The 24,124-nt window shown below is 42.7% G+C and carries 18 protein-coding genes; 16 read left to right on the forward strand and 2 right to left on the reverse strand.

Features of this window, described 5'->3' with window-relative positions; genetic code table 11:
- Nucleotides 1-94 precede the first annotated feature (94 nt).
- The 8 genes from ACMHKH_RS07170 to ACMHKH_RS07205 all read left to right on the forward strand — a co-directional run bounded on the left by ACMHKH_RS07170 (nt 95) and on the right by ACMHKH_RS07205 (nt 10,411).
- Nucleotides 95-1,624 (forward strand): dihydrolipoyl dehydrogenase, encoded by a 1,530-nt coding sequence (locus tag ACMHKH_RS07170; RefSeq protein ID WP_413519955.1) that lies wholly within the window; start codon nt 95-97, stop codon nt 1,622-1,624.
- A 174-nt stretch (nt 1,625-1,798) separates the two neighbouring features.
- Nucleotides 1,799-2,986 carry a mechanosensitive ion channel family protein gene (locus tag ACMHKH_RS07175; RefSeq protein WP_413519956.1) on the forward strand — a complete coding sequence of 396 codons (1,188 nt, stop codon included), beginning with the start codon at nt 1,799-1,801 and terminating at the stop codon, nt 2,984-2,986.
- Nucleotides 2,987-3,170: 184 nt separating this feature from the next.
- Complete coding sequence (gene rlmKL / locus ACMHKH_RS07180) at nt 3,171-5,477, forward strand: bifunctional 23S rRNA (guanine(2069)-N(7))-methyltransferase RlmK/23S rRNA (guanine(2445)-N(2))-methyltransferase RlmL (RefSeq protein ID WP_413519957.1); 2,307 nt, start codon at nt 3,171-3,173, stop codon at nt 5,475-5,477.
- Nucleotides 5,478-5,733: 256 nt separating this feature from the next.
- A complete protein-coding gene (locus ACMHKH_RS07185; protein WP_413519958.1) occupies nt 5,734-6,309 on the forward strand; it encodes a TerD family protein in 576 nt (191 codons plus the stop codon).
- 299 nt (nt 6,310-6,608) lie between these two features.
- A complete protein-coding gene (locus tag ACMHKH_RS07190; protein ID WP_413519959.1) occupies nt 6,609-7,676 on the forward strand; it encodes a DUF475 domain-containing protein in 1,068 nt (355 codons plus the stop codon).
- A 500-nt stretch (nt 7,677-8,176) separates the two neighbouring features.
- Nucleotides 8,177-8,752, forward strand: coding sequence for a TerD family protein (locus tag ACMHKH_RS07195; protein WP_413519960.1), 576 nt, complete (start codon nt 8,177-8,179; stop codon nt 8,750-8,752).
- Nucleotides 8,753-9,001: 249 nt separating this feature from the next.
- On the forward strand, nt 9,002-9,754 hold the full coding sequence (locus ACMHKH_RS07200) for a TIGR00266 family protein (protein ID WP_413519961.1): 753 nt from the start codon (nt 9,002-9,004) through the stop codon (nt 9,752-9,754).
- A gap of 48 nt (nt 9,755-9,802) precedes the next feature.
- A complete protein-coding gene (locus ACMHKH_RS07205; RefSeq protein ID WP_413519962.1) occupies nt 9,803-10,411 on the forward strand; it encodes a TerD family protein in 609 nt (202 codons plus the stop codon).
- Nucleotides 10,412-10,535: 124 nt separating this feature from the next.
- On the opposite strand, the gene ACMHKH_RS07210 is transcribed toward ACMHKH_RS07205, so the two are convergent.
- A complete protein-coding gene (locus ACMHKH_RS07210) occupies nt 10,536-11,798 on the reverse strand; it encodes a TerD family protein (RefSeq protein WP_413519963.1) in 1,263 nt (420 codons plus the stop codon).
- Between the two features lie 377 nt (nt 11,799-12,175).
- On the opposite strand from ACMHKH_RS07210, the gene ACMHKH_RS07215 reads away from it, so the two are divergent.
- Nucleotides 12,176-13,366 (forward strand): ATP-grasp domain-containing protein, encoded by a 1,191-nt coding sequence (locus tag ACMHKH_RS07215; RefSeq protein WP_413519964.1) that lies wholly within the window; start codon nt 12,176-12,178, stop codon nt 13,364-13,366.
- 49 nt (nt 13,367-13,415) lie between these two features.
- Here the strand turns inward: ACMHKH_RS07215 and ACMHKH_RS07220 are convergent, their stop codons facing one another.
- A complete protein-coding gene (locus ACMHKH_RS07220; RefSeq protein ID WP_413519965.1) occupies nt 13,416-14,603 on the reverse strand; it encodes a sugar transporter in 1,188 nt (395 codons plus the stop codon).
- A 311-nt stretch (nt 14,604-14,914) separates the two neighbouring features.
- Here ACMHKH_RS07220 and ACMHKH_RS07225 point away from each other — a divergent pair, with 311 nt between their 5' ends.
- The 7 genes from ACMHKH_RS07225 (at nt 14,915) to ACMHKH_RS07255 (ending at nt 23,979) form a co-directional block, all read left to right on the forward strand.
- Complete coding sequence (locus ACMHKH_RS07225; RefSeq protein WP_413519966.1) at nt 14,915-16,141, forward strand: S1 family peptidase; 1,227 nt, start codon at nt 14,915-14,917, stop codon at nt 16,139-16,141.
- Between the two features lie 45 nt (nt 16,142-16,186).
- The gene (locus ACMHKH_RS07230) at nt 16,187-17,464 is read left to right on the forward strand and encodes a phosphoribosyltransferase domain-containing protein (protein WP_413519967.1); all 1,278 of its coding nucleotides are present in this window, start codon (nt 16,187-16,189) and stop codon (nt 17,462-17,464) included.
- A gap of 413 nt (nt 17,465-17,877) precedes the next feature.
- Nucleotides 17,878-19,521, forward strand: coding sequence for an ABC transporter substrate-binding protein (locus ACMHKH_RS07235; protein WP_413519968.1), 1,644 nt, complete (start codon nt 17,878-17,880; stop codon nt 19,519-19,521).
- 212 nt (nt 19,522-19,733) lie between these two features.
- Nucleotides 19,734-20,750 carry an ABC transporter permease gene (locus tag ACMHKH_RS07240; RefSeq protein ID WP_413519969.1) on the forward strand — a complete coding sequence of 339 codons (1,017 nt, stop codon included), beginning with the start codon at nt 19,734-19,736 and terminating at the stop codon, nt 20,748-20,750.
- Between the two features lie 270 nt (nt 20,751-21,020).
- Nucleotides 21,021-21,935 (forward strand): ABC transporter permease, encoded by a 915-nt coding sequence (locus tag ACMHKH_RS07245; protein WP_413519970.1) that lies wholly within the window; start codon nt 21,021-21,023, stop codon nt 21,933-21,935.
- Nucleotides 21,935-23,011 (forward strand): ABC transporter ATP-binding protein, encoded by a 1,077-nt coding sequence (locus tag ACMHKH_RS07250; protein WP_413519971.1) that lies wholly within the window; start codon nt 21,935-21,937, stop codon nt 23,009-23,011. Before ACMHKH_RS07245 ends, ACMHKH_RS07250 begins: the two co-directional genes overlap by 1 nt.
- Nucleotides 23,008-23,979 (forward strand): peptide ABC transporter ATP-binding protein, encoded by a 972-nt coding sequence (locus tag ACMHKH_RS07255; RefSeq protein WP_413519972.1) that lies wholly within the window; start codon nt 23,008-23,010, stop codon nt 23,977-23,979. The genes ACMHKH_RS07250 and ACMHKH_RS07255 overlap by 4 nt, the downstream gene beginning before the upstream one ends.
- The last annotated feature ends 145 nt before the right edge of the window (nt 23,980-24,124 follow it).

The following is a 24,124-nucleotide window of genomic DNA, read 5'->3' on the forward strand; positions in this document are numbered from 1 at the left end:
CGACGATTTTGATATCCGCTAAAGATTATTATATCTATATTTGGTATATCTAAAACCACAATCAATCATGACATAATCTTTATTTGAGAATAATATGAATATACATTCTGATATTGCTGATGATAATAGCACTCATAAGAAAGTGACGCGCAAGGTATCTGTTGCGGTCATCGGTGCTGGAACTGCCGGTCAAAATGCTTTTCGCCAAGCTAGTAAATTGAAAGACGATGTCCTCATCATTAACGATGGGTTTTGGACAACTACCTGTATAGCAGTCGGTTGTATGCCGAGTAAGTTACTCATTGCAGCCGCTGATCGTGCTTACGATACCAATAATTCTAGCGAGTTTGGCGTTCATGCTACTGCCAAGATAGATGGTAAGCAAGTGATGGAGCGTGTTCGTGCTGAACGCAGTCATTTTGCCAGCTACATTCAAGAACAAGTGGATAGCTGGCCTGAAGATAAAAAAATAGCCGGACGTGCTCATATTAATAAGTCTGGCTTGATTGAGGTCAATGATGAATTGATTCAAGCAGATAAAATCATCGTCGCCACTGGTAGCTCAACCTCTATTCCAGATGGCTGGGCTGACAAGCTTGGCGATACGATACTGACCTCTGATACCGTCTTTGAGCTTGCTGATTTACCAAAATCTATGGCGGTGGTTGGCGCAGGTGCTATCGGTTTAGAGCTTGCTCAAGCCTTCACACGCTTAGGCGTTGATGTTACTTTATTTAATCAGGTCAAACGAGTTGCTGGCTTAAAAGATGACGATATAAATAACAAAGCCATTGATTGTTTAAATCGCGAACTGACCATGCACTTGGGCAGTAAGATTATTAATGTCGGTCAACAATTAGATAAAAAAATCGATAAAAATACAGATGAAAGCGCGCATAAAAAGTGCACTGCTGCCTTTATTGACTATGAAGATAGCGCAGGTGATCTGCAACAGTGGCACGGCGACTATGTGCTGGTAGCTACGGGAAGGCGTAATAATATAGCTGAGCTGGGCGTTGGAAATCTTGGCGTTGAGCTCGATGAGAAAAATCTTCCAAAAAACCTCGATAAAAAAACCGGGAAAATCGGTGACTTAGACGTTTATATCGTAGGTGACGCTAATGCAAATCTGCCACTATTGCATGTTGCTAGCGATGAAGGCTTTAGTGCGGGCAGCATGGTTTGTGATAACAAAAAAGATGCTTATATTCGTCCGCCCGCAACACCATTTTCCATTGTATTTTGCTCACCACAAATCGTCAACGTTGGCATGTCTTTACCCGAAATTCAACAAGACCCTGAACTTGAATATGTGATTGGGAGAGTCAGTTTTGATAACCAAGGTCGCAGCCGCGTAATGGGTGTTAACTGTGGATTATTGCATATTTATGGCTGCAAAAAAACAGACAGAATCTTGGGCGCAAGTATGGTTGCTCCTGATGCAGAATATATTGGGCATATATTGGCAATGGCAATTACTAACGACTTAAGTATTAAGGATATGCTCGATACGCCTTTTTATCACCCGACTATTTTAGAGGGTTTGCGTACTGCCTTGCATGATGTTCAGGATCTGATGGAAATACCGTATCAGGCGCTTGATACTCAGCAGAATAACTCTTGAACGTGAGACTCGTACTTGGTTTGTAGCCATGAGTTAAGCTACTTTAATAGTTATATAATTAAATTAGCTTAACTCCCTATAACACAGTTAAAACTGTAGCAGTACAGATTCCCTAAAATTTAAAACACTACCAAAAGACTACCTTTCAAAACCCTACCCTTCATGGATGAGATAATGGCAATCGCTAGTATTACTGAATTTTTTCAAGAGATTGCTCGTGATCTACATAACAGCCTTTATGTCGCGATTGGCGGCTCTATCGAAGAAGGTACCTTAGATTGGTCGACTAAATCAGTAGAGCTGGTGAGTACTGGCATCAAAATCTTAATCCTGCTTGCGATATCGGGGTTTCTTTATTGGCTATCTATCTATGTCCTCAAAAAAAGCAAAGACCGCATTCGCCTGAATGAGCGCCGCGCTAAAATTGCTCGCTCAATCCTGCGTTATATATGGGTAGTGACCAGTGTCATTGCCATTATGAGTCAGCTTAACTTTGAACCAGATACCATCAAAGCCACTGCCAAGGCAAGCACTTGGGCGGGAATATATTATGTGTTATGGGCATCGTCTGGGCAGATTATTCATAAAGTTCTACAGCACTATGGTTTAAACGCCTCTATTGAGCAGCTGCTTAAAAATATTTTATCAGTGCTGCTGCTAGTTTTAGGGCTTGCCAGTGTCATGGCGCAATTTGGCTTTGATATTGTCTCTTTGGTAGCAGGTTTGGGTATTGCCGGTTTGGCAGTGGGCTTTGCAGCGCAATCAACGCTTGCCAACTTTATCGCGGGCATTACTATTTTGCTTGAGCAATCCTTTCAAGTCGGCGACTGGGTCAATATCAATGACAATGAGGGTCGCGTAGTAGTGATTGCTTTGCGCACGACCCATATCTTAACCCGTGATAATATTACGGTTATTATACCTAATTCAAATGTCGCTTCTTCTGTGGTCATTAATCTAACCTCCAAAAACTTTATACGCTTTGATATCCAGATGCGTATTGCTTTTGAAGATGATATCGATAAAGCACGTGAGGTGATATTACAAGTTCTGACTGATAGTGACGTGGTACTGAATCGCCCCGAAACCTCAGCAACAGTGGCTGAGATTGGGGAATACGGGGTGTTTTTTATCGTGCGTTTTTGGGTCAAGCCAGCCGCCGTTGCACGTATGCCCAAAATTAAAGAGGGCTTACGAGAAAACATTAAACGCGCCTTTGATGCCGCAGATATCTCGACCCCATACCCACACATGCGTCTTTTGATGCCAAAAGAAGCTGTCTATCCCATTGTGACTAAGTCATTGGCGACAACCACGCAAACTGTGTCAGAGTCATTACCGCTGAACAAAGACGCACATTAATGCCTCTGCGTGCTATTGAGCATTTATATTCCCTAAAAAGCTATTTTAGATGGAAAATTTTAATCATAGCTTTGTTAAACATTGGCGCTTTAAACCATCCTATCCTGAATTATGGTAAAATTGATGGTTAAACATCTTATTTTATGATGTGCACTATTTATCAATTTAGCCCACAGGTATCCGTATGACCGAAACAACCATGCCAGCCCTTGCAACAGCAGCGTCACAAGTATCAGAAGCAATGTCACTGGATCTGATTATCACCTGCGCCGATGGATTAGAAGCACCACTACAGACTGAGCTGACCAGTTTTGGTATTGCAAGCGAGATGAAAAGCACTGGTCGCCTTGCGGTCACGGGTAGCTTGCGTGATTTATATACGATCTGTTTGTGGTCGCGTGTGGCATCTCGCGTATTAATGCTGATTAAACGCAAAAATATCAACGCCGAATACGATGTGGCTGAGCAGCTTTATGGGTTGGCAAAATCAGTCAATTGGACGGAGCAATTTAAGCTAGAGCAAACGTTTGCTATCCGTCTATCAGTCGATAAACGCGTTGCGGTCAGTCAGCAATTTGCCATGTTACGTATCAAAGATGCGATTGCCGATACCTTTAACGAAGTGTATGACAGTCGTCCTAACGTCGATAGTAAAAACCCAGATTTTTCTGTATTTGCCACCGTCAATGACAAGCAAGCCGAGCTATATCTAGATTTATCAGGGACTAGTTTGCATCGTCGTGGTTATCGTGTTGCAATGACAGATGCGCCATTGAAAGAGAACTTAGCCGCAGCGTTACTTTATAGTGCAGGCTGGCATAAGAAAAACGAAGCAGGCAATGCGCCTTTTTATAACGCCTTAATCGACCCAATGTGTGGCTCTGGAACTTTTATTATTGAAGCGTTATTGATGCATTGTGATTATGCCGTCGGTATCGATAAAGCTGCCAATCAATTTGGTTTTTATGAGTGGCAGCATCATGACGAAGTGTTATGGCAAGAAATGATCGATGATGCACAAACGCGTTTCCGTGAAGCTTTGGAGATTGCCAATGAGCAGCCAGATACATTGCCGCTTATTCTGGGCTTTGACGCGGATAGTGGTGCCATTGTTGCGACAGAAAAAAACCTGATCGCTGCCGGTTTACAAGACTTGCTACCCTTACTTGATATCGAGACTCGCGCTCTTGACCAATTAAGTGCGGTGCTCAAACCTTTGGCTGATGATGGTCGCTTAAGCAATCCTTTAATCATTACCAACCCGCCTTATGGTGAGCGTTTGGGTGATGAAGAGATGATTAAGCCGCTCTATCAAGCCATCGGGCTTATCTTGCAAGACAGCTTTGCAGGTAGTGGTATTGAGCCGATGCTTGGTATTTTAGCGTCGCATGTTGAACAAGTCGATATCTTACCTATCAAAGACCCAAAAACTTTGCGCTGTCATAACGGTGCCATCACGGTTTACTTCCGCTATGGTACCTTGATTGCGGGTCAAACAGGCAATCTTGTCAGCCGCTTTGAAAAGCGTGAGATAGAAACTGAAGAAGCACAAGACTTTATCAACCGCTTACAGAAAAACCTGCTCAGACTCAAAAAACTGGCTAAAAAAGACAACGTCAGCAATATCCGTGTCTACGATGCCGACTTACCAGACTTTAAAGTGGCTATCGATTTATATGGCGATTATGCTCACGTACAAGAATATGCGCCACCCAAAACTATTCCACCGGAAACCGCTAAAAAACGTTTTAATTTAGCATTGATGGGCATTCGAGAAGTGTTTAACATTAACCGCGAGCAAATCTTTATCAAAACCCGCGCCCGTCAATCGGGTAATGACCAATATAGCAAACAAGGCAACACCGAAAAGCGTGGCAAGTTTTATATTGCACGTGAAGATGGCGCTTATCTGTATGTTAACTTTACCGATTATCTTGATACGGGTCTATTTATTGACCATCGCAATATGCGCGCGCGTATCAAAGACAACAGTCGTAATAAATCAGTGCTGAACCTATTTGCTTATACTTGTACAGCAAGTGTCCATGCCGCTTTAGCTGGTGCTAAAAAAGTCACCAGCGTTGATTTGTCACAGAATTATCTAGATTGGGGCAAGCAAAACTTTGCCTTAAATGGCTTAAATGTCAGTGGCAATAAATATCAATTCGTTGCCGCCGATATTTTTGAGTGGATAAAAGACAATACTGAGCAGTTTGATATTATCTTTATTGATCCACCGACCTTTTCGAATTCGAAAAAATTCCAAGGTACGTTCGATGTCCAACGCGACCATGCTGCTATTATTAACCGCGCGATGAACCGCCTAACCTCTGATGGGATATTGTATTTTTCTAATAACTTTACCCGCTTTGAGTTAGATGAGCAGTTGCTCGAACGCTATGACATCGTTGATATTACCCAAAAAACCATTGGTTTCGATTTCAATATTAAAAAACCGATTCATCAAAGTTTTGAGATTCGTCATCGCTAAAGTTTAAGACTGCAAATCCAAAGTAAAGCAGCCTAAATACTATATTTGACGCTTAACTTGCTATGAAACATAACAATGACCTAATCTACTTTGATTGGGTCATTTTTTGTTGTTATGATAGAGCGTTACTAGCGATGGTTTTGTGTTCTTTTTAATCCCGCTATCGCTTGTATTTATATGTTTTTTACTTTTATAGCTTGTATTACCCTAACTTTAAAATGAAAACCTTCCCTACTCTAATAACAAGGACAATCCCATGGCATTATCACTTAATAAAGGCGGTAATTTATCGCTTACTAAAACTGATCCAAATTTAACCAAGCTGCTTATTGGTCTTGGTTGGGATGAGCGCGCAACCTCTGGTGCTGAATTTGATCTTGATGCCAGTATTTTTTTGCTAAGTACTGCCGGTAAAGTACGTGGTGATCACGACTTTATCTTTTATAACCAGCTTAAATCTGACAATGGCGCGGTTGAGCATACTGGTGACAACCGTACCGGCGAAGGTGATGGTGATGATGAAGTCGTTAAAGTGAACCTAACCCAAGTTCCTGCTGATGTCGATAAAATCGTCGTAACGGTCACTATCCATGATGCAACAGCTCGTAGCCAAAACTTTGGTCAAGTTGCCAATGCCTTTATCCGTGTCGTGAACGAAGAAACAGGCACTGAAGTGGTCCGTTTTGATTTGGCAGAAGATTATTCTGTAGAGACAGCAATGGTATTTGGCGAAGTATATCGTCATAACGGTGAGTGGAAATTCCGTGCTGTTGGTCAAGGCTATTCAGGCGGCTTACAAGCAATGTGTCAACAATACGGTGTAGATATTTAAATCACTGTCTAAATCACTATCTACATCAACAGTCAAACCGAAAGTTGGTCTGTGTTAAAACACTTAAATAGATGATAAACACATCCAAAACTTAGAGTCATGCTACCTCACTAGGCGCTGTAATTATGACTGTAAAATGTGGTTGCAAAACAGTCACAATTTTCAGTAGCTAAATGATTGGTAATGCTTTATGTTTCATTTAAAATTATGCAAAAAAGCGGTTAGCGATAACCGCTTTTTTTATGGATTGCGCCTATAACGGGCCAACCTTAGCTTTACGCAACCAGACAGGATGTGTCATGAGACATTTTTATTTAGACTTTATCTTCACAGCCATTGCCCTAGCGGTCGCGGCGTGGTGGGGATATTCACATGGCGGTATGGGCGGTATGATAACCACCCTATCTATTACCGCTATCTTGGCCGTCATGGAGATTTCATTATCGTTTGATAATGCGGTGGTCAACGCTTCAGTCCTCAAAGGCTGGGACGAGTTTTGGAAAAAGATATTCTTAACCGTTGGTATTTTAGTCGCCGTATTTGGTATGCGTTTGGTATTCCCGATTGTCATCGTTGCTGTAACTGCCGACCTTGGTATCATGCAAGTGGTCGACTTAGCCTTAAACGATCCTAAAGAATATTCAGCGAGATTATTGGCCCATCACGCTGAAATCTCAGCATTTGGTGGTATTTTCTTATTATTGGTGTTCTTAAACTTTATTTTTGATGATAAAGAAGTTCATTGGTTTGATTGGTTAGAGAGCCGTTTGGCTAAACTAGGCAAAGTCGATGCTATGAGCGTTTTCGTCGCACTTATCGTCTTGATGATTGCGGTATCGTTTGCTGATCCTGCTCAATCAGCTGCTGTCTTAATCGCTGGTGTTTGGGGTATTTTAGTTTACCTTGGCGTGCAAGTGGTTTCTGGAATGCTTGAAGGTGATCTCGAAGAAGATTTAGAAAACGAAGAAAATGGTTCTGGCGCAGCAGCGACTAGCGCGATTATGAAGGGCGGTATTATCGGTTTCTTATACTTAGAAGTCCTTGATGCCTCGTTCAGTTTCGACGGTGTGATTGGCGCATTTGCAATCACCAATGACGTAATCGTAATCATGCTAGGTCTTGCCATCGGTGCAATGTTTGTACGTTCGATGACTATTTTCTTAGTCGATAAAGGCACACTTGATGAATTTGTCTATCTTGAACATGGCGCGCATTATGCGATCGGTGCCTTGGCAATCATCATGTTGCTATCGGTTAAATTCCATGTGCCAGAAATTATCACTGGTTTGATTGGTATTGCCTTTATTGGTTGGGCGTTTGTCGCATCACTCAACTTTCGTAAGCGAGAAGCAAAGTCGATTACTTAGTTTAAGTTTAAGTTTAAGTTTGAGTTTAAGTTTGAGTGTCGACTTAACTTTAAGAATAAGAAGCCTGAAGAAAGTATCGTTGTAATGACAGGTTATATCAAACAAATTGGTATAACCTGTTTTTTTATATCTCGTTTATCTTTATCATATTTATCATATTTGGTTGGCTTAATCGCTAGGTTAGATACTCAAATATCAGTACCAAATTCGACCTCTAAAAAATTCACTTTTGATAACAAACGCTTAACTACTGTTGGTTGAATGATTGGAAAGTATCAGATTTGCACAACTTATATATTTGTTAGTAAACATGTCGTCCACACACAAAATACGCCTTGCTTAGTAAGCAATCGCTTAGTATAGTAAAATGTAATGATATGCAGGATATGGCGTACAGGTCTATTTATTAGCCCTCTGCACTAGGAAAATTATCACTGCACTATTTTTAGTTTATTTTACAAAACCAAATCCACTTAATTATTAATCCAAAGGATATTTATATGGCTATTAGCTTAACAAAAGGCGGCAACGTAAACTTATCAAAAGAAGCGCCAGGTTTAACCAATATTACAGTCGGTCTAGGCTGGGATCCACGCGCTACTGACGGTCAAGAGTTTGATTTAGATGCGATTGGTTTTTTGGTCAATGAAGCGGGCAAAGTCCGTAATGACCAAGACTTTATCTTTTTCAACAACCTAAAGTCAGACAATGGCGCAGTTGAGCATACCGGTGATAACCGTACTGGTGAAGGCGACGGCGATGATGAAGCAATCAAAGTAAATTTGGCAAGTATTCCAGCTGATGTGAGTAAAGTAGCCCTTTGTGCCATAATCTATGAAGGCCAAGGCCGTAACCAAAACTTTGGTCAAGTAGGCGAAGCTTATATCCGTATCGTCAATGACAATGGCGGCACTGAAATTGCTCGCTATGACCTATCAGAAGATGGTAGTACTGAAACGGCGATGATCTTTGGTGAATTATATCGCCATGCTGGTGACTGGAAATTCCGTGCCGTTGGTCAAGGCTTTAGCGGTGGTCTAGGTCCATTAGCCTCATCTTATGGCGTTAGTGTTTAAGACCAAAAGCTAAATTAGTAAACTCAAAAAAGCTATCAAGTGTGCCCTATTATCACATTTGATGGCTTTAAAAGTAATAGGCTAACGAAAGTTTTTTTGAGCTGACTTTTAAAAATATAGAGATTTTATAGCAACAGACTTTGTTAATAATACTAAAATACGTTCAACTCTAAAATACGTTCAACTCTAAAATACGTTCAAAATTTAGAATGCTAATCTTCATAATACTGATATAAGGATTTGTACCCTATGGCCGCAACGTTTAGCTTAATCGGGACCATTGAACCATTTCTTCATTGCAACCTTAAAAGAGGTGACTCCATCTATTGCGAAGCCAATGCAATGGTAATGATGGAATCAAACCTTGAGCTTAAAGGTAAGCTGCAAGGTGGTTTGGTGCAGTCATTGATGCGCCGTTTCGCTAATGATGAATCATTGTTTCAACAGCAAATCGAAGCAGTAGATGGCGAAGGCGATTGTCTACTCGCGCCAACGCTCGACGGTGATATGCAAATACTTGACTGCGGCGCGCAACAATATACGCTCAGTGACGGCGCATTTGTCGCGGCGCAAACGGGTGTCGATGTCAAAGCTAAGATTCAGCGTAACTTAGGTGGTGCCGTGTTTGGTGATACTGGCGGCTTTATGGTCATGCAGACCCAGGGTCAAGGTCAGGTGGTGGTATCAGGTTTCGGCTCACTATTTGAGATCGATGTCGAACCTGGTAAAGACGTCATCATTGATAACGGTCATGTGGTCTGCTGGGACTCGCGTTTGGAATACAAACTGTCGGTCGCCACTAGTAAGAAAAAAGGCTTTATGGGCAATATTATCAATTCGGTCACCAGTGGCGAAGGGATGGTTTTGAACTTCTCTGGAACTGGCAAAGTCATTATTTGCTCGCGCAATCGCGACAGCTATCAAGGTTGGCTACAAAGTATCATGGGTACTAGCTCAGGTGGTCGCGGTGGCAATAACGGCTTACTTGGCAATATTTTATAGCACTTTTTCAATAACTTGATTTTAAATAACTATTATAAGGATAATCACATGGCTGTTAGCTTACAAAAAGGTCAGAAAATCTCCCTAAGTAAAGAAGCCGGTGGCGAGCTTACCCAAGTAAAACTGGGTTTAGGTTGGGATGTTTTTCAAGGACAACAAGAGAAAAAAGGCGGCTTTTTAGGTAAATTATTCGGTGGCGGTAGCGGCGGCGATTCAATTGACTTGGATGCCTCGTGCATTATGTTTGATGCCAATAAACAAGCCGTCGATGCGATATGGTTCAGCCAACTACAATCAAAAGACGGCAGCATCCTTCATACGGGTGATAACCGTACTGGTGATGGCGATGGCGATGATGAAGTTATCAATGTTGATTTATCAAGAGTGCCTGCTAACGTCGTTTCATTGGTCTTTACTGTCAATAGCTTTACCGGTCAAACGTTTGAAACCGTCGAAAATGCGTTTTGCCGTATCGTCAATGCCAACAACAATACCGAAGTGGCACGCTACAATTTATCGTCACAAGGTACTCATACCGCGATGATTATGGCAAAAGTTTATCGCCATAATAATGAGTGGAAAATGCATGCTATCGGTGAAACGGCTTCTGGTCGTACCTTTCATGATTTGATGCCTGCTATCACACCGCATGCTTAATTCTTATAAGTAGAGTTTTTTAAAAGATGTTCAATTCATCATTTAGAAAATTAATACATAAAAATCAGCCCATCTATCATTAGATGGGCTGATTTTTTTGCATCACAGGATTCTTTTAAAGTAGTTACTTACTACCACGTTTCCAGCTAAAGCCCCAATTAAAGGCTTTATCCATTTCTTGATGGCCTTTAAAATACTCATTAATACGCTCAACATTGATACTGCCATTTTGATTGACCAAACGCGCAATGGCGCACATCGGTAAATTACCTGTGCCTTCTGTTAAACGCGTTTCGATCGGTGGTTGCTCTAGTACATGAATGGTGACGACCCCATCGGTTTGCGCCCAATTTGGCGCGCCTTCATAGATGAAAGCAAAGATAAAGACTTCTTCAATCTGCGACCACTGCTGACCGTTAATATCCAGCCATTCGCCGCCGCTTACCTGCCCTGTTCTATCATCAGCACGCAAACAAACATAAGGCGCTGATGTTAAGCTACCAAAGCGATTACCCAAGGCTTGAATCAGTGTTTTTTCACCATTTTTTAGATGAATCATCGCCCCAACGTCAAGGTCAATACCACCCGCTTTATGCTGTTTAAACAAATCGCCTAGTATGCCTTTTTTTGGTGCCGATTTATCTGTATTCGGGCGCTGATTCCAGTCTAAATTGACCGAGATTTTGCCAAAATCATCGCGCTTGGTTAGATTGATGCTAGACTGATTTTTGGTTAAGGTTATTTTGCTTAGATTAATTGAAGGGGCGCTTGTATTACCAGCTGCAATCGGTGGTGGCGTATTTGTTTGAGAGGCACTAGCCGCTTTTTGGGTATTGATTGGTTTTTGCGTATTGATAGATTGAGGCTGGCTTTGAGCTGGCGCTTCATCGGCAATTTCAACACCGAAATGTTCAGACAACGGTTTAAGACCACCTTCAAAACCTTGCGCAATAAAACGAAACTTCCAACTGCCCTGCCGACGATAGCATTCGGCTAGGATAATCGCTTTTTCATTACGTCCAGTAGCAGTTAATTGACAAGTCATCAATACTTGGCTGCCTTGCAATACTTGAATATCGACATCGCCAACTTGCGCAAGCGTCTGTGCGCTAGAAAATGCAAGGGCAATCTTCTCAATATTTGCAGGTTGCGCAGACAAATCGATGTCAAAAAACCCATCGCTGTCATGACCTCGAAAGCTGACGCTAGCATCGTCGCTACGCGTTTGACCATAAAATATCATGTCGCCATCACCACGTACTTTTCCGTCAGTTGTCAGGCGATAAGCGGCACAATCGATCGCGTTTTGGCTTAAAATACGAATGCTAATATTATCGGTTGGTAGTGGCGCATTGGCACCAGCAATCAGTTGTTGAGGTTGACTCATTATTTATCCTTTGCGTTATTTATTATTTGCTTGTATGTGCGATGCTAACTATCGCTATATAGTAGCATGGATAACGTCTAGTTTTTAAAGCGCACGACCGTTCAATAAATAGTTCAATAAAGTGTCTATGCCCCTAAAAAATATTTTTACAAATCCTCAATGCTATTTTGTGGGCAGCATTTATAACGCTTAGCATTTGTATATAATAGACCCTGCTATAACCAACACTGTATCGCGCCCCGATTTATTGCTATTTTTAACACTCAATACTTATGAATATTTCCTAGCACCCAATCGGTTTTGTATAGTTAATATCCATACTGATACTGATACCAAATTATTCAACTCTATAAATTTACAATAATGCTGAGATAATTATGAAAACCCCTGCTAACGCTAGCCATCATCCAACATCAACTGAAGCGTTACCTGCCGTTTGGCTGGCTGAAGGACAGTCAAGCCAACGTGATATGCTGGCCAGCCTACAAACTCTAAAAGCCCAATTTAACAAGCCATTTAGCATCATTGCCTCACATCGTCATGATAGACCTGAGATTTTTGAATTTGCCGATAGCGCTTACTGTGAACCTTCTGCAAGCGCGATAGATAGCGATAAGCAAGCAATGCTCGCGACTGCTGAGCCATTGATGCCGCGTTGGGCGTTTGTTTTAGAGCAAGCCAAAGCCAATAACGTCAAGGTGTTACTCACTGGGCGCAATGGCATTGATTACGAAGCCCAGCGTGAGGCATTTGACGCAGCGGGTATTCGTTTATTGACGGGCGCTACTAGCGTGGCAGCGTTAGAAACGATAGATGATAAGTTTGCCTTTATGCAGCAGTGCCATGAGCATGATATCCCTGTTGCAGAGGCGTGGCGTTTTGATACGGTCGCAGAGCTTGAGGCGTTACTTGCTACCCACGGTCATCAGCCGTTATGCGTCAAACCGGTCACAGGTATTTTTGCGCAAGGATTTTGGCGCTTAGGCAAAGTTAAAGAGATGGGTAAAGATGAGACTAAAGAAACAGGTGAGCCATATGATAGCTTTGAGCATCTATACTTTACCGAAGAGAAAAAAATTGATATCACGCAATTTATCAATGCTTATACGAACAGTGTTATGGTGCAAGAACGCCCGATTCCTATGTTACTGATGCCTTATTTATCAGGGCAAGAATACTCTATCGATGTCGTCTGTGAATACGGCGAAGTATTGGCGGCGGTCACCCGTTATAAAACGGGGAAAATTCAGCATATCGGTTACGAGCAAGCGGTCATGGATGTCGTCATTCCACTCATTAAAGCCTTTGACTGCGATGGCATCGTCAGTGTACAAACCAAAGCTGATGATGACGGTCAGCATCGTGTGCTGGAGATTAACAGTCGTCCATCCGGGGGTATTGATTACACCACGCATAGCGGCGTAGATTTGACCCAAGTTGGTTTTGCTTATTGGTTAGGATTAACTGACAAGCCAAAATTGGTTGATATCGCTCAGCAAATTGTACCCTGCCAAGTACGTTCAATCATGGTGGGGGTAAAGATTGAAGCAGACGAAGCCGAAGCGTAGATTGCTTACGATAGTATCAATCATCTCAGTTGGCTTGACTCAGTATAAGTTAGTTTAATTCAGGAAAACGCTTGATCATATATATCATCAATAATAAGGCAGCAGCGGCTATCGCTGCTCCAACGAAACCTACGCTCGATAGGGAAATATTGGTGACCGCATAGCCACCGATTAAAGCACCTGCACCTATGCCCAAATTGATAATGCCGGAGAACATTGCCATTACCATGTCTTGCGCACTGACGTCGATTTCGATAACTTTAGACTGAATACACAGCATCAACAATATCATTGCCGCACCCCAGACTAAGGTATTTAAGCTAAGCAGCCATATCGAGGTCACTGCCCACAACATCGTTACCATAGACACTAATATCAATACCATGGAGATTAACATTAACATGGTGTTGGATCTATCATTCCAGCGACTAAATATCACACTACCAATAAGCCCAGCACCTCCGAATAGCAGTAGTATAAATGTGACTAGATTTTCGCTGATGGCGCCAATTTTACTCATAAAAGGCTCAATGTAAGAGTAAGCGGCATAGTCGGCAGTGAAAGCCACAAAGCAGAATAAGTACAAGCAAACCAATAATGGATTTTTTAGTAACTCTGGAATTTTTTTGAAAGAGCCATTGAACATACTAGGTAATGTCGGCAATAGCTTCATTTGTAATAAGAATACTATAAAGGCAATCACGCCAATACCTGCGAAAGTCGTGCGCCATCCAAACCACTGTCCTACTATTCGCCCTATCGGTACGCCGAGCACCATCGCTAGTGAAGTGCCAGTTGCCAATATACTCAGTGCTAGCGCTTTTTTGCCTTCAGGAGCAACTCGCAGAGCAATTGCTGCGGTAATTGCCCAAAATATCGCATGCGAAAAAGCTATCCCTACGCGGCTAATCAGCAGTACTTGAAAACTCCATGCAAAGACTGATAAAGCATGGCTAGCGATGAACACGGCAAATAATGCTAGCAATAATTTTTTACGCTCAAAGCGGCTGGTTAGTAGCATAAGCGGCAATGACATAGCCGCGACTACCCAAGCATATAGGGTCAACATCCAACCCGTTTCAGCGGTCGTAATAGAGAAATCGCGTGCAATATCACTCAAAAGAGCGACAGGAACAAACTCTGTCGTGTTTACGACAAAGGCGCTGATACCCATTAATATCACTTGGAAATATTTACTTTGTCGAGATACTGAGTCGGTCTCAAGAGTATTTTGCATAAAATTTACTATAGGTAGAAGTTAGGTATAACAGTCAAACAGTCAAAACTGACTTAAAAGTGACAAATAATATTTTGGGATTGCCTACTAAGTGGATAATAGCGTAGCAAAATCTCAAACGACTAACCGTAAATAAAGTGAGGTTTTATTTAGTAGATGAGTAAGATTAATCATCGTGTTACTCAGCTGTTTTGGTGATCGATTTCCATATTTAAGCACTTAAAATGAATCGACATTATCCCATTGTAGTAATAATTGATATATGATTACCGCAGACAACAGGCCAGTGTTACTTTCATTTAAGAAAAGGGATGAGTATGCAGACTTTAGTGTTGGGCGCAAATACAGTGATCACGCAACCACAGTGCTCAGTCGCATTTTCGACAGCAAAGCCGCTTACTTTTGGTCAACAGCTTGGTCTGATATGGCTACCTTTAGATGAACAGCGTAAAGCAGCTTGTAGTCCTGCCTACTTGCATGAAACCAAAGATTGGGCCAAGCTCAATAACATAGATAATCCAAACGAGTGGCAACTTGATTTGCCGCAGCTATTCGATAGTCAAGGGGTCAGCTACTTACAGCTTATTGCCTATGCTTATCATGAGCCAAGCCTTAACTTGCCAGCTGTTGAGCTCGATAATATCAGCCTAAAACTCAATGATACCGCGATTAGTTATGACTTTAAGGCTACTGAACGTCACGTGAAAGCAGCGATTATATTAGAGATATATCAGCGTAATGGTCAGTATAAATGTCGCGCGCTTGGTGAAAGCTCTACCCAAGGGCTTGCAAGCTTAGAGCACCGGTTACAAGTTAGCCTTGATATGCGCTCGCCTAATACGCATGCGTTGATTCAAGATGCTCAGCGCATGCAAAACCAACCAAATAATGAGTCGCGTCCGCCGCGTCATGTTCAGGCTGGTGAGACTTGGACAGGGACAGCGTTTGCCATAGACCCATATCATTTATTAACTTGTTATCATGTCATCGAATCGGCGGCGATGATTGGTATTCGTCAGCAAGGTCAGCCTGATCGCGAGGCGCAAGTGGTGCTTAGTGATATCGGTAGCGATTCGGCCATTATTAAAGTAAGCGAGCCTTTGCCCAATTATTTGCCCTTGGCGCAGCAATGCTCTGATAATTTGGGCGAGTCTATTACGACGCTGGGATTTCCGTTATCAGGACTGAGCAGCCAACTACAAGTCACTCAGGGTTGTATCTCAGGGCTGACAGGACTTAGCAATGATATTCGCTATATGCAATTTACGGCACCCATTCAGCCGGGATCTAGTGGCAGCCCTTTATTGCTGCCAACTGGTGAAGTTATCGGCATGGTGACATCAAGTTTTGTGCACGAACATGCACAAAATATGAACTATGCAGTGAAATTTCAGTTATTATCCGCCCTACTTTCGAGCGCTGGGATTGGTCTAGATAATTCATATGACTCATCCTTGACTAAAACGACGCATCTAACTACACCACAGCTCAGCAAACAAAGCCGCAGCGCTCTATGGTTAGTAGGTTGTCAGGGTTGATAAACAACTGTCACAATATAAAATTGAACACTTATAGGAAAATGAATGCCAAACCAGCAACACAGCACGACCATCACTCTACCCCGTGGTACGCTTGATTTAACCTATCAAACCAATGCAGCGACTGCTAAAAACGACTCAGAGAAAGACAGTAGTTATCAACTAGAAGACTTGCTCGGTTTCGCCCAGCGTATTAACCCAAAACGCGCGTTTTTATTCGTCTCAAAAGTTTTAGGTCGTCATATTCCAGTAGCGCCTAGTACTATGCGTAAAGCTTTTACTGATTTGGCAAATCTAGTTCCTAGTGCCTTACCTGAGCCCATCTTGGTTATTGGAATGGCTGAAACTGCCGTTGGCTTATCTGCTGGTGTACATCAAGCACTACAAACGCGTTATCCAAATGCCCTACTGTTGAACTCGACCCGTCACGCGCAACATGACGACGATAATCATCATGCTTTGCTAACCACTTTTAGCGAAGACCACAGCCATGCCAGTCAGCATCTGATTTATCAAAGTGCCGATAAAATAACCCAAGCTCAGCTACTAGCGAGCAAGACCTTGATCATGGTCGATGATGAAGCATCAACGGGCAACACTTGCGTTAATGTTGTCACAGCATTACGTGAAGCAGGATTGAAACAATTAGAACAAGTACATCTTACAACCTTAGTTGATTGGTCGCTAAATCAGAGTCAAGCGAATACTGACGCCAATGCCGACGATACCATCGCAAAACGCTTACCCAATATTGACTTTCATCGTCATCATTTATTATCTGGCGCTTGGACATGGACGGATGCACCCAATCCTCAACCAATCACTATGCCATCAGTTGATACCACCGAGGCTGGTAGTCAGGCACTAGGTCATACCGGAAATTGGGGACGTTTTCCAACCTTAGATAGTACGAATGGCTTTGATAATTATCTTTTAAAGTTTCAAACTACTTTTGAATTACTTAATAAACAAGCACGGTTTGATAAAGAACAATTACCGCAGCGCATTCTGGTATTGGGCAGTAATGAGTTTGTTTGGTTACCATTTTTGCTGGCGGAATGGCTTGAGCAAAATACGAATATAGATAACAACAATAACACCGTTAATTTCAGCGCCTTAACCCGCTCACCGATTGCGCTTGGTGGCGGAATTACCACCATGTTAAGCTTTAATGACAATTATGGGCTTGGCATGACCAACTTTGCTTATAACGTTGAGCCTAGCGATTGGGATTTGATAGTCTTATGCGTGGAGACGGCGGCAGACAGTGTCGATGATATATGGAAAAATCTGGATAATGTGTTGATAGTAAGTCCTACATAACCCTTCAGTCAAGAGCAATATTAATTGCTACTGATTATGGATTTAAAACCGCTCTTAGGGCGACTTTAAATTGTTTAATTCTCTTTCCGAAACAAAGTTTAGTTGTATAGACCTTTGATTTTAAGACAATTAATTCCAGAACTCATAATAAAAAAGATGTCTATAGCATAAAAAAATTCATATTTACGTTGCAGACACCTTGCGTAACCTCATATTTACATATATATTCGGTCTATCCATTTGCTTATTCAGCGCCAATTTCTCAATTATGTGCAGAACAAAAAGCTGAATGAGCAAATACTTTAAAGGGAATTAAGGCTTTATCAATTAAAGGACGATAGCAGTGGCTTATAGCGGCGTTGTCGTATTACTAATTGGTAATTATCTTACGATTGATACAGGATGTAATCACAGTGCAAATCCCATTTTTCAAGCTCACCTTATTAGCAGCCTTAACACTAGGCATCAGTGCCTGTAGCGGCGACAATAAAACCACCGACAAAACAGCAGATGCTGGCAGCGATGCTAAAGCGGCTAAAACTCTAATTTATTGTTCAGAAGGCAGTCCTGCTGGCTTTGACCCTGCTCAATATACGGCAGGTACTGACTTTGATGCCAGTGCTTATCCTATTTTTAACGGTATCGTCCAGTTCAAACGTGGCGAAACCGAAATTGAGCCAGGTTTAGCAGAAAGCTGGGACATCAGCGAAGACGGCAAAACCTATACGCTCAACCTACGTAAAGGCGTCAAATTCGGTAAGACCGATTACTTTACCCCGAAGCGTGACTTCAACGCTGATGACGTTATCTTTACTATCGAACGCCTGATTGATACAGGCTTTGCCTTTAATAAAGACTATCCAGCTGAATTCCCTTATTCAGTAGGCATGGGCTTGCCAGAGATTATCAATAAGGTAGAAAAAGTTGATGATTATACGGTCAAAATTACTCTGAATGAAACCAATGCTCCATTCCTACAAAACCTAGCAATGCCGTTTGCCTACGTCCATTCTGCAGAGTACGCCAAGCAATTACAAGACGCTGGTAAAGCCGCTGACCTGAATACTAAGCCCGTCGGTACTGGACCATTTGTCTTTACCTCGTATCAAAAAGATGCGCAGATTCGCTATACCAAAAACCCTGACTACTGGAACAAAGACGATATTCATATCGACAACCTTGTCTTTGTTATCACTAAAGACTCAGCGGTTCGTGCCCAAAAAGTACAGGCAGGCGAATGTAATGTTTCGGCTTATGCCAATCCAGCTGAAGTGGACTCTGCCAAAAAATCTGGCAAAGCAAACGTGTTAGATGATGCCGGCTTTAACGTTGGTTACTTAGGCTATAACACTGAAAAACCAGACCTAAAAGATGTAAATGTCCGCCGAGCGCTCGATATGGCGATTAATAAAGATGCCATCATCAATGCGGTCTATCAAGGTTCTGGTATCAAAGCCACTAACCCAATGCCACCAACGCAGTGGGGCTATAACGAAGACATCAAAGATGCACCTTACGATATCGAAAAAGCCAAAGCGCTATTAGCTGAAGCCGGTGCTAAAAATTTAGAAATCGACTTATGGTATATGCCTGTTCAGCGCCCTTATAACCCTAATGCCAAGCTCATGGCAGAGATGATTCAATCGGATTGGGCGAAAGTTGGTGTTAAAGCCAAGCTTGTGACGTATGAGTGGGGCGAGTATCTAAAACGTGCCGGTAAAGGCGAGCCTGAAGCAATCCTAGCGGGATGGACCGGCGATAATGGTGATCCTGATAACTGGTTAGGCGTTCTATTATCTTGTGATGCCGTCGGTGGTAACAACTACTCGCGCTGGTGTAATAAAGACTTTGATAAGCTAGTAACAGATGCGCGCGCCATTACCAACCAAGATGAGCGTATTGCCAATTACAAACAGGCACAGGTTATCTTTAAAGACCAATTACCTTGGACGACAGTTGCCAACTCAGTTGTAACTGTATTAACCACACCTAACGTAAAAGACTACAAAATTAGCCCACTTGGCTCCATTCGCTTTGATGGCGTTGATATTGAATAAAGGAATTAAATAGCCTTAGCTAATATCAGTGCTGCATTCAGTACTGATATTAGATTCAATACCAGTACCTAACAAACCCTAGTGACGCTTTTTACTTGATAGTCATTGTTCTATATACGTTTGCGGCTGGTACAGAGATTCTGTTCCAGCCGTCTTTGTTTGAGCCTGAGCTATATCTGCTAAAAGCCACTTTTATAAATACGAGCCGAGCTATGCTACTTTATATTCTACGCCGGATTTTAATCTTAGTTCCTGTCTATATCGGCCTCACCTTATCGACCTTTATTCTTATTCGTCTCGTACCTGGCGATGCCGTTGAGATTATGATGGGCGAACGTATGGTCGATCCTGAACTACATGCGCAGGCTTTAGCCCGCCTTGGTTTAGACAAACCCTTACCCATACAATATTGGGATTATCTCACTGGGATACTGCAAGGTAACTTTGGTGAATCCTTTCGTACCCGAACGCCGATATTACAAGATTTTTTTGCGCATTTTGTGCCGACATTAGAATTAGCGCTTTGTGCGATTACGATAGCGAGTGTCATTGGTATCAGTCTGGGTATTTTAGCCGCCTTAAATCGTGGTAGTTGGTTGGATTACACCTTAATGTCTGGTGCCCTTGCCGGCTACTCTATGCCAATTTACCTACTTGGCCCTATTCTTACCGGTATCTTTGCTCATTATTTAGGTCTACTACCCGTCTCTGGTGTCATCTCTGTCGCACAGTTCCTAGACGTCAAACCTCTATATGGGTCTTGGCTACTAGGCTCCTTAAGCTCTGGTGAGCCCGGTGCCTTTTGGAATGTCGTAAAGCATTTCATTCTACCTTCAATTGCTCTATCGACTATTCCGCTAGCTATGATTGCTCGTATGACGCGCTCGGCAATGCTTGAGATATTGGATGAAGATTATGTGCGTACCGCAAGAGCCAAAGGTTTGTCGCCAAAACGAGTGATTTTAATCCACGTGATGCGTAATGCGCTTATTACCGTGGTCACCGTCGTGGGATTGCAGATGGCAACATTATTGGCTGGGGCCATTATCACTGAGACTATCTTTAGTTGGCCGGGCGTTGGCAACTGGTTGTTAGATGGCTTCTTTACCCGTGATTACCCAATCGTGCAAAACGGTATTTTATTGGTCGCCACCGCACTTATTTTAGTGAGCTTAATGATCGATATTTTATATGGATTTATTAATCCGAGAATTCGCCATTCTTCATAGGCTATTGTTAGGGTGAAACCCGCTTGATGCACTTTTGATGCATGTCGAATACATCGTGACTGTATCTACAATAGCTATTGATAGTTTTTAATAATTACCCATAGTGCCCATGATGACCTTGTGTCCCTAAGTTTGTATTACTCAGCTTGCCAAAGATAAGCAGGTGCTAAGTTAGCTCAAGCAATAAACAATTTAAATAAGCAACTTAGCCCAATAAAGTAAGCAAGCCAGTGGAGTAAAACAAGGTCTGACTCACTAAAGGAATATCCAATGAAGCCTTCTGTCATTCCTGCCGACGTTGCTGCGGTCGCACCCAAACCGCCGACGTCTTGGCAGCTATTTTTATACACCTTTTGCCGAAATAAAGGTGCTGTACTGGGTTTTATCGTTTTAATGCTGATGGTCATCGTCGCCATCTTAGCCCCCACTATTGCGCCTTATGACCCTTATGAATTATTTACCGGTAAAGAGCAGCTACCGCCATCCTTCTTTAGTGGTGGTGATTCAATGTTCTTTTTGGGCACTGATGATGCGGGTCGCGACACCCTCTCGCGCGTCATGCACGGCGCGCGTTATTCATTATTTATCGGAATAAGTGCCACCTCGATAGCGATGATTGTCGGCGTATCGTTAGGACTAAGTGCTGCTTTTTGGCCCAAAGTTTGGGGCAAAGCGGTTATGCTAGTGAATGATATCTTGATGTCTTACCCTAGTCTGCTGCTTGCCATCATCATTGCCGCTATCTTAGGGCCTTCGATGACCAATACCATCATTACCATTGCCTTGGTATGTACGCCACCTTTTATCAGGTTGACCCGCGCGACGGCAATGGTTGAGCTGCAACGTGAGTATTTTATTGCCTCACAGGTTATGGGTGCAGGTGTATTACGGTTATTGTTTATTACGATATTACCCAACTGTATGGCGCCATTAATCGTCCAAGCGACGATGATTTTCTCTACTGCTATCTTGGAGGCGGGTGCGATTGGTTTCTTAGGTTTCGGTGTTCAACCGCCTGATGCTGAGTGGGGTGCGATGCTAGGTACTGCGCGTCAATATATCCAGAGTAATGTGTGGTTGGCGATTTGGCCGGGTGTGGCGATTTTCTTAGCTGCATTGTCCATCAATCTAACGGGTGACGGTCTGCGTGATGCCTTAGATCCAAAATTGAAGCAGGTGTCTTAATGAACGATTCTCAAATAAATAGCTTTGATGTGAATAAACCAGCAATGAACCATCTTGACACCGATAACTCATTGCTGCTCGATATTGAGCATTTATCCGTAACCTTTGGACAAGGAGCACGAGCATTTCGTGCGGTCGATGACGTCTCTTTAAAAATAAAACAAGGAGAAGTCATCGCCGTTGTCGGCGAATCTGGTTCTGGTAAATCGGTCACTATGATGGCGCTGATGGGCTTACTACCCTCTTCTACCACTGTCGTTGCCGATCGTCTCAACTTTGATGGTCAAGAGCTTTTGACCATGCCAGCAAAACAAAAGCGCAAGATTATTGGCAAAGATATCTCAATGATTTTTCAAAACGCTATGTCATGCCTAAATCCAAGCTTTACGGTGGAGATGCAAATGGGCGAGGTATTAACCACCCATCTTGGCTTGCGCGGAGCAGCGGTAAGGCAACGCCTTTTGGAGTTATTAGAGCTGGTTGAAATGCCAGATGCTAAGAATCGCCTACGTGTCTATCCGCATCAACTTTCGGGTGGTATGAGTCAACGGGTTATGATTGCAATGGCATTAGCTTGCGAGCCAAAATTGTTAATCGCTGATGAACCAACCACTGCTCTTGACGTGACCGTTCAGGCTCAAATCATGGATTTGCTCAGCCGCTTACAACGTGAAAAACAAATGGCAATGGTACTTATTACTCATGATTTAGGACTGGTCGCCCAAAACTCTCGTGATGTCGCTGTCATGTATGCCGGTCAAGTAGTCGAGACCAGTACAGTGCCCGAGATATTCCAAAAACCTGCCCATCCTTATACCGAAGCGCTATTACAAGCGATTCCTGAACTGGCTATTGGCCAAGATAGATTGAATAGTTTGCCGGGTGTGGTTCCAAGTCAATATGACAGGCCAACAGGCTGCTTGCTCTCCCCGCGTTGTCCTTACAAAGAGCCCGCTTGTGAGGTACCACCGCCAATCTTAAAAACGCCAAATGGCGAAGTCCGCTGTATTCACGCAACCCTTCCTGAACATCCTACTCGGACTACTCAAACCGCTACTTTGGAGTCTGAAATATGAGTAATAAAATTGTCTTAAAAGCAGATAATCTGCATAAACACTATCAAGTATCTCTAGGATTAGGAAAAGGTAAAGCGTTCGTCAAAGCATTAAATGGCATCTCATTTGAGCTAGAAGCCGGTAAAACCCTCGCGGTCGTCGGTGAATCAGGGTGTGGCAAGTCTACTTTAGCGCGTCAGCTTACTTTGATAGAGCAGCCGACCAGTGGCGAGCTATTCATTAATGATGAGGCAACGACCAGCTATAACAGAAGCGCGCTGAAAAATTTGCGCACTGAGATTCAGATGGTGTTTCAAAACCCTTATGGCAGTCTCAATCCACGCCATACTATTGGTTTTCAGCTGACGGAACCGTTAGACATTCATACGACGCTAAGCAAAGATGAAAAACGTACCAAAGTCCATGCAATGATGAAGCACGTAGGTCTGCGTCCTGAGCATACGGGGCGCTATCCCCATATGTTTTCTGGTGGTCAGCGCCAACGTATTGCCCTCGCCCGTGCCATGATGCTCAATCCTAAAATTGTCGTCGCTGATGAGCCGACGTCAGCACTTGACGTCTCTATTCAAGCACAAGTACTGAATTTATTTATGGATCTGCAAGATGAATACCATACTGCTTATGTCTTTATCTCACATAACCTCTCAGTTGTGCGTCATGTCGCAGATGATGTGATGGTGATGTATTTAGGGAAAGCGGTTGAGCACGGTGCTAAAGATGCTATTTATAATAACCCTAAGCATCCTTATACCATTGCCTTACTCTCAGCAGCACCAACAGTTACGGGACATAAAAAAGAGCTGACATTACAAGGTGAGTTACCTAGTCCGCTAAACCCACCGAGTGGCTGCTCACTACATAAACGCTGCCCTTATGCGACGCCTATCTGTAGCGAAATCGAACCTGAGCTACGTGAATGGGAAGGACGCTTGGTCTCTTGTTTAAGACTAGAAGAGATATATGGATAGATTGTTGCTAACTTCATAACTATTACCTCTGTCAGCTTAATACTGTCTTATTTTCCAAACACACAACTTTAATAAACTCGGAAAACTTCTTATTGAATTTTCTGAGTTTATAAGATTTACAACTACAGTCATGGCTAAACTATTC

The organism is Psychrobacter glacincola (assembly GCF_965118485.1).
Classification (GTDB): Bacteria; Pseudomonadota; Gammaproteobacteria; order Pseudomonadales; family Moraxellaceae; genus Psychrobacter; species Psychrobacter glacincola_D.

What these genes read in the sequence shown, in the direction of transcription:
- ACMHKH_RS07170 (WP_413519955.1), top strand. Translation starts at nt 95, where the DNA reads ATGAATATACATTCTGATATTGCTGATGATAATAGCACTCATAAGAAA.
- ACMHKH_RS07175 (WP_413519956.1), top strand. Translation starts at nt 1,799, where the DNA reads ATGGCAATCGCTAGTATTACTGAATTTTTTCAAGAGATTGCTCGTGAT.
- rlmKL (WP_413519957.1), top strand. Translation starts at nt 3,171, where the DNA reads ATGACCGAAACAACCATGCCAGCCCTTGCAACAGCAGCGTCACAAGTA.
- ACMHKH_RS07185 (WP_413519958.1), top strand. Translation starts at nt 5,734, where the DNA reads ATGGCATTATCACTTAATAAAGGCGGTAATTTATCGCTTACTAAAACT.
- ACMHKH_RS07190 (WP_413519959.1), top strand. Translation starts at nt 6,609, where the DNA reads ATGAGACATTTTTATTTAGACTTTATCTTCACAGCCATTGCCCTAGCG.
- ACMHKH_RS07195 (WP_413519960.1), top strand. Translation starts at nt 8,177, where the DNA reads ATGGCTATTAGCTTAACAAAAGGCGGCAACGTAAACTTATCAAAAGAA.
- ACMHKH_RS07200 (WP_413519961.1), top strand. Translation starts at nt 9,002, where the DNA reads ATGGCCGCAACGTTTAGCTTAATCGGGACCATTGAACCATTTCTTCAT.
- ACMHKH_RS07205 (WP_413519962.1), top strand. Translation starts at nt 9,803, where the DNA reads ATGGCTGTTAGCTTACAAAAAGGTCAGAAAATCTCCCTAAGTAAAGAA.
- ACMHKH_RS07210 (WP_413519963.1), bottom strand. Translation starts at nt 11,798, where the DNA reads ATGAGTCAACCTCAACAACTGATTGCTGGTGCCAATGCGCCACTACCA.
- ACMHKH_RS07215 (WP_413519964.1), top strand. Translation starts at nt 12,176, where the DNA reads ATGAAAACCCCTGCTAACGCTAGCCATCATCCAACATCAACTGAAGCG.
- ACMHKH_RS07220 (WP_413519965.1), bottom strand. Translation starts at nt 14,603, where the DNA reads ATGCAAAATACTCTTGAGACCGACTCAGTATCTCGACAAAGTAAATAT.
- ACMHKH_RS07225 (WP_413519966.1), top strand. Translation starts at nt 14,915, where the DNA reads ATGAGTATGCAGACTTTAGTGTTGGGCGCAAATACAGTGATCACGCAA.
- ACMHKH_RS07230 (WP_413519967.1), top strand. Translation starts at nt 16,187, where the DNA reads ATGCCAAACCAGCAACACAGCACGACCATCACTCTACCCCGTGGTACG.
- ACMHKH_RS07240 (WP_413519969.1), top strand. Translation starts at nt 19,734, where the DNA reads ATGCTACTTTATATTCTACGCCGGATTTTAATCTTAGTTCCTGTCTAT.
- ACMHKH_RS07245 (WP_413519970.1), top strand. Translation starts at nt 21,021, where the DNA reads ATGAAGCCTTCTGTCATTCCTGCCGACGTTGCTGCGGTCGCACCCAAA.
- ACMHKH_RS07250 (WP_413519971.1), top strand. Translation starts at nt 21,935, where the DNA reads ATGAACGATTCTCAAATAAATAGCTTTGATGTGAATAAACCAGCAATG.
- ACMHKH_RS07255 (WP_413519972.1), top strand. Translation starts at nt 23,008, where the DNA reads ATGAGTAATAAAATTGTCTTAAAAGCAGATAATCTGCATAAACACTAT.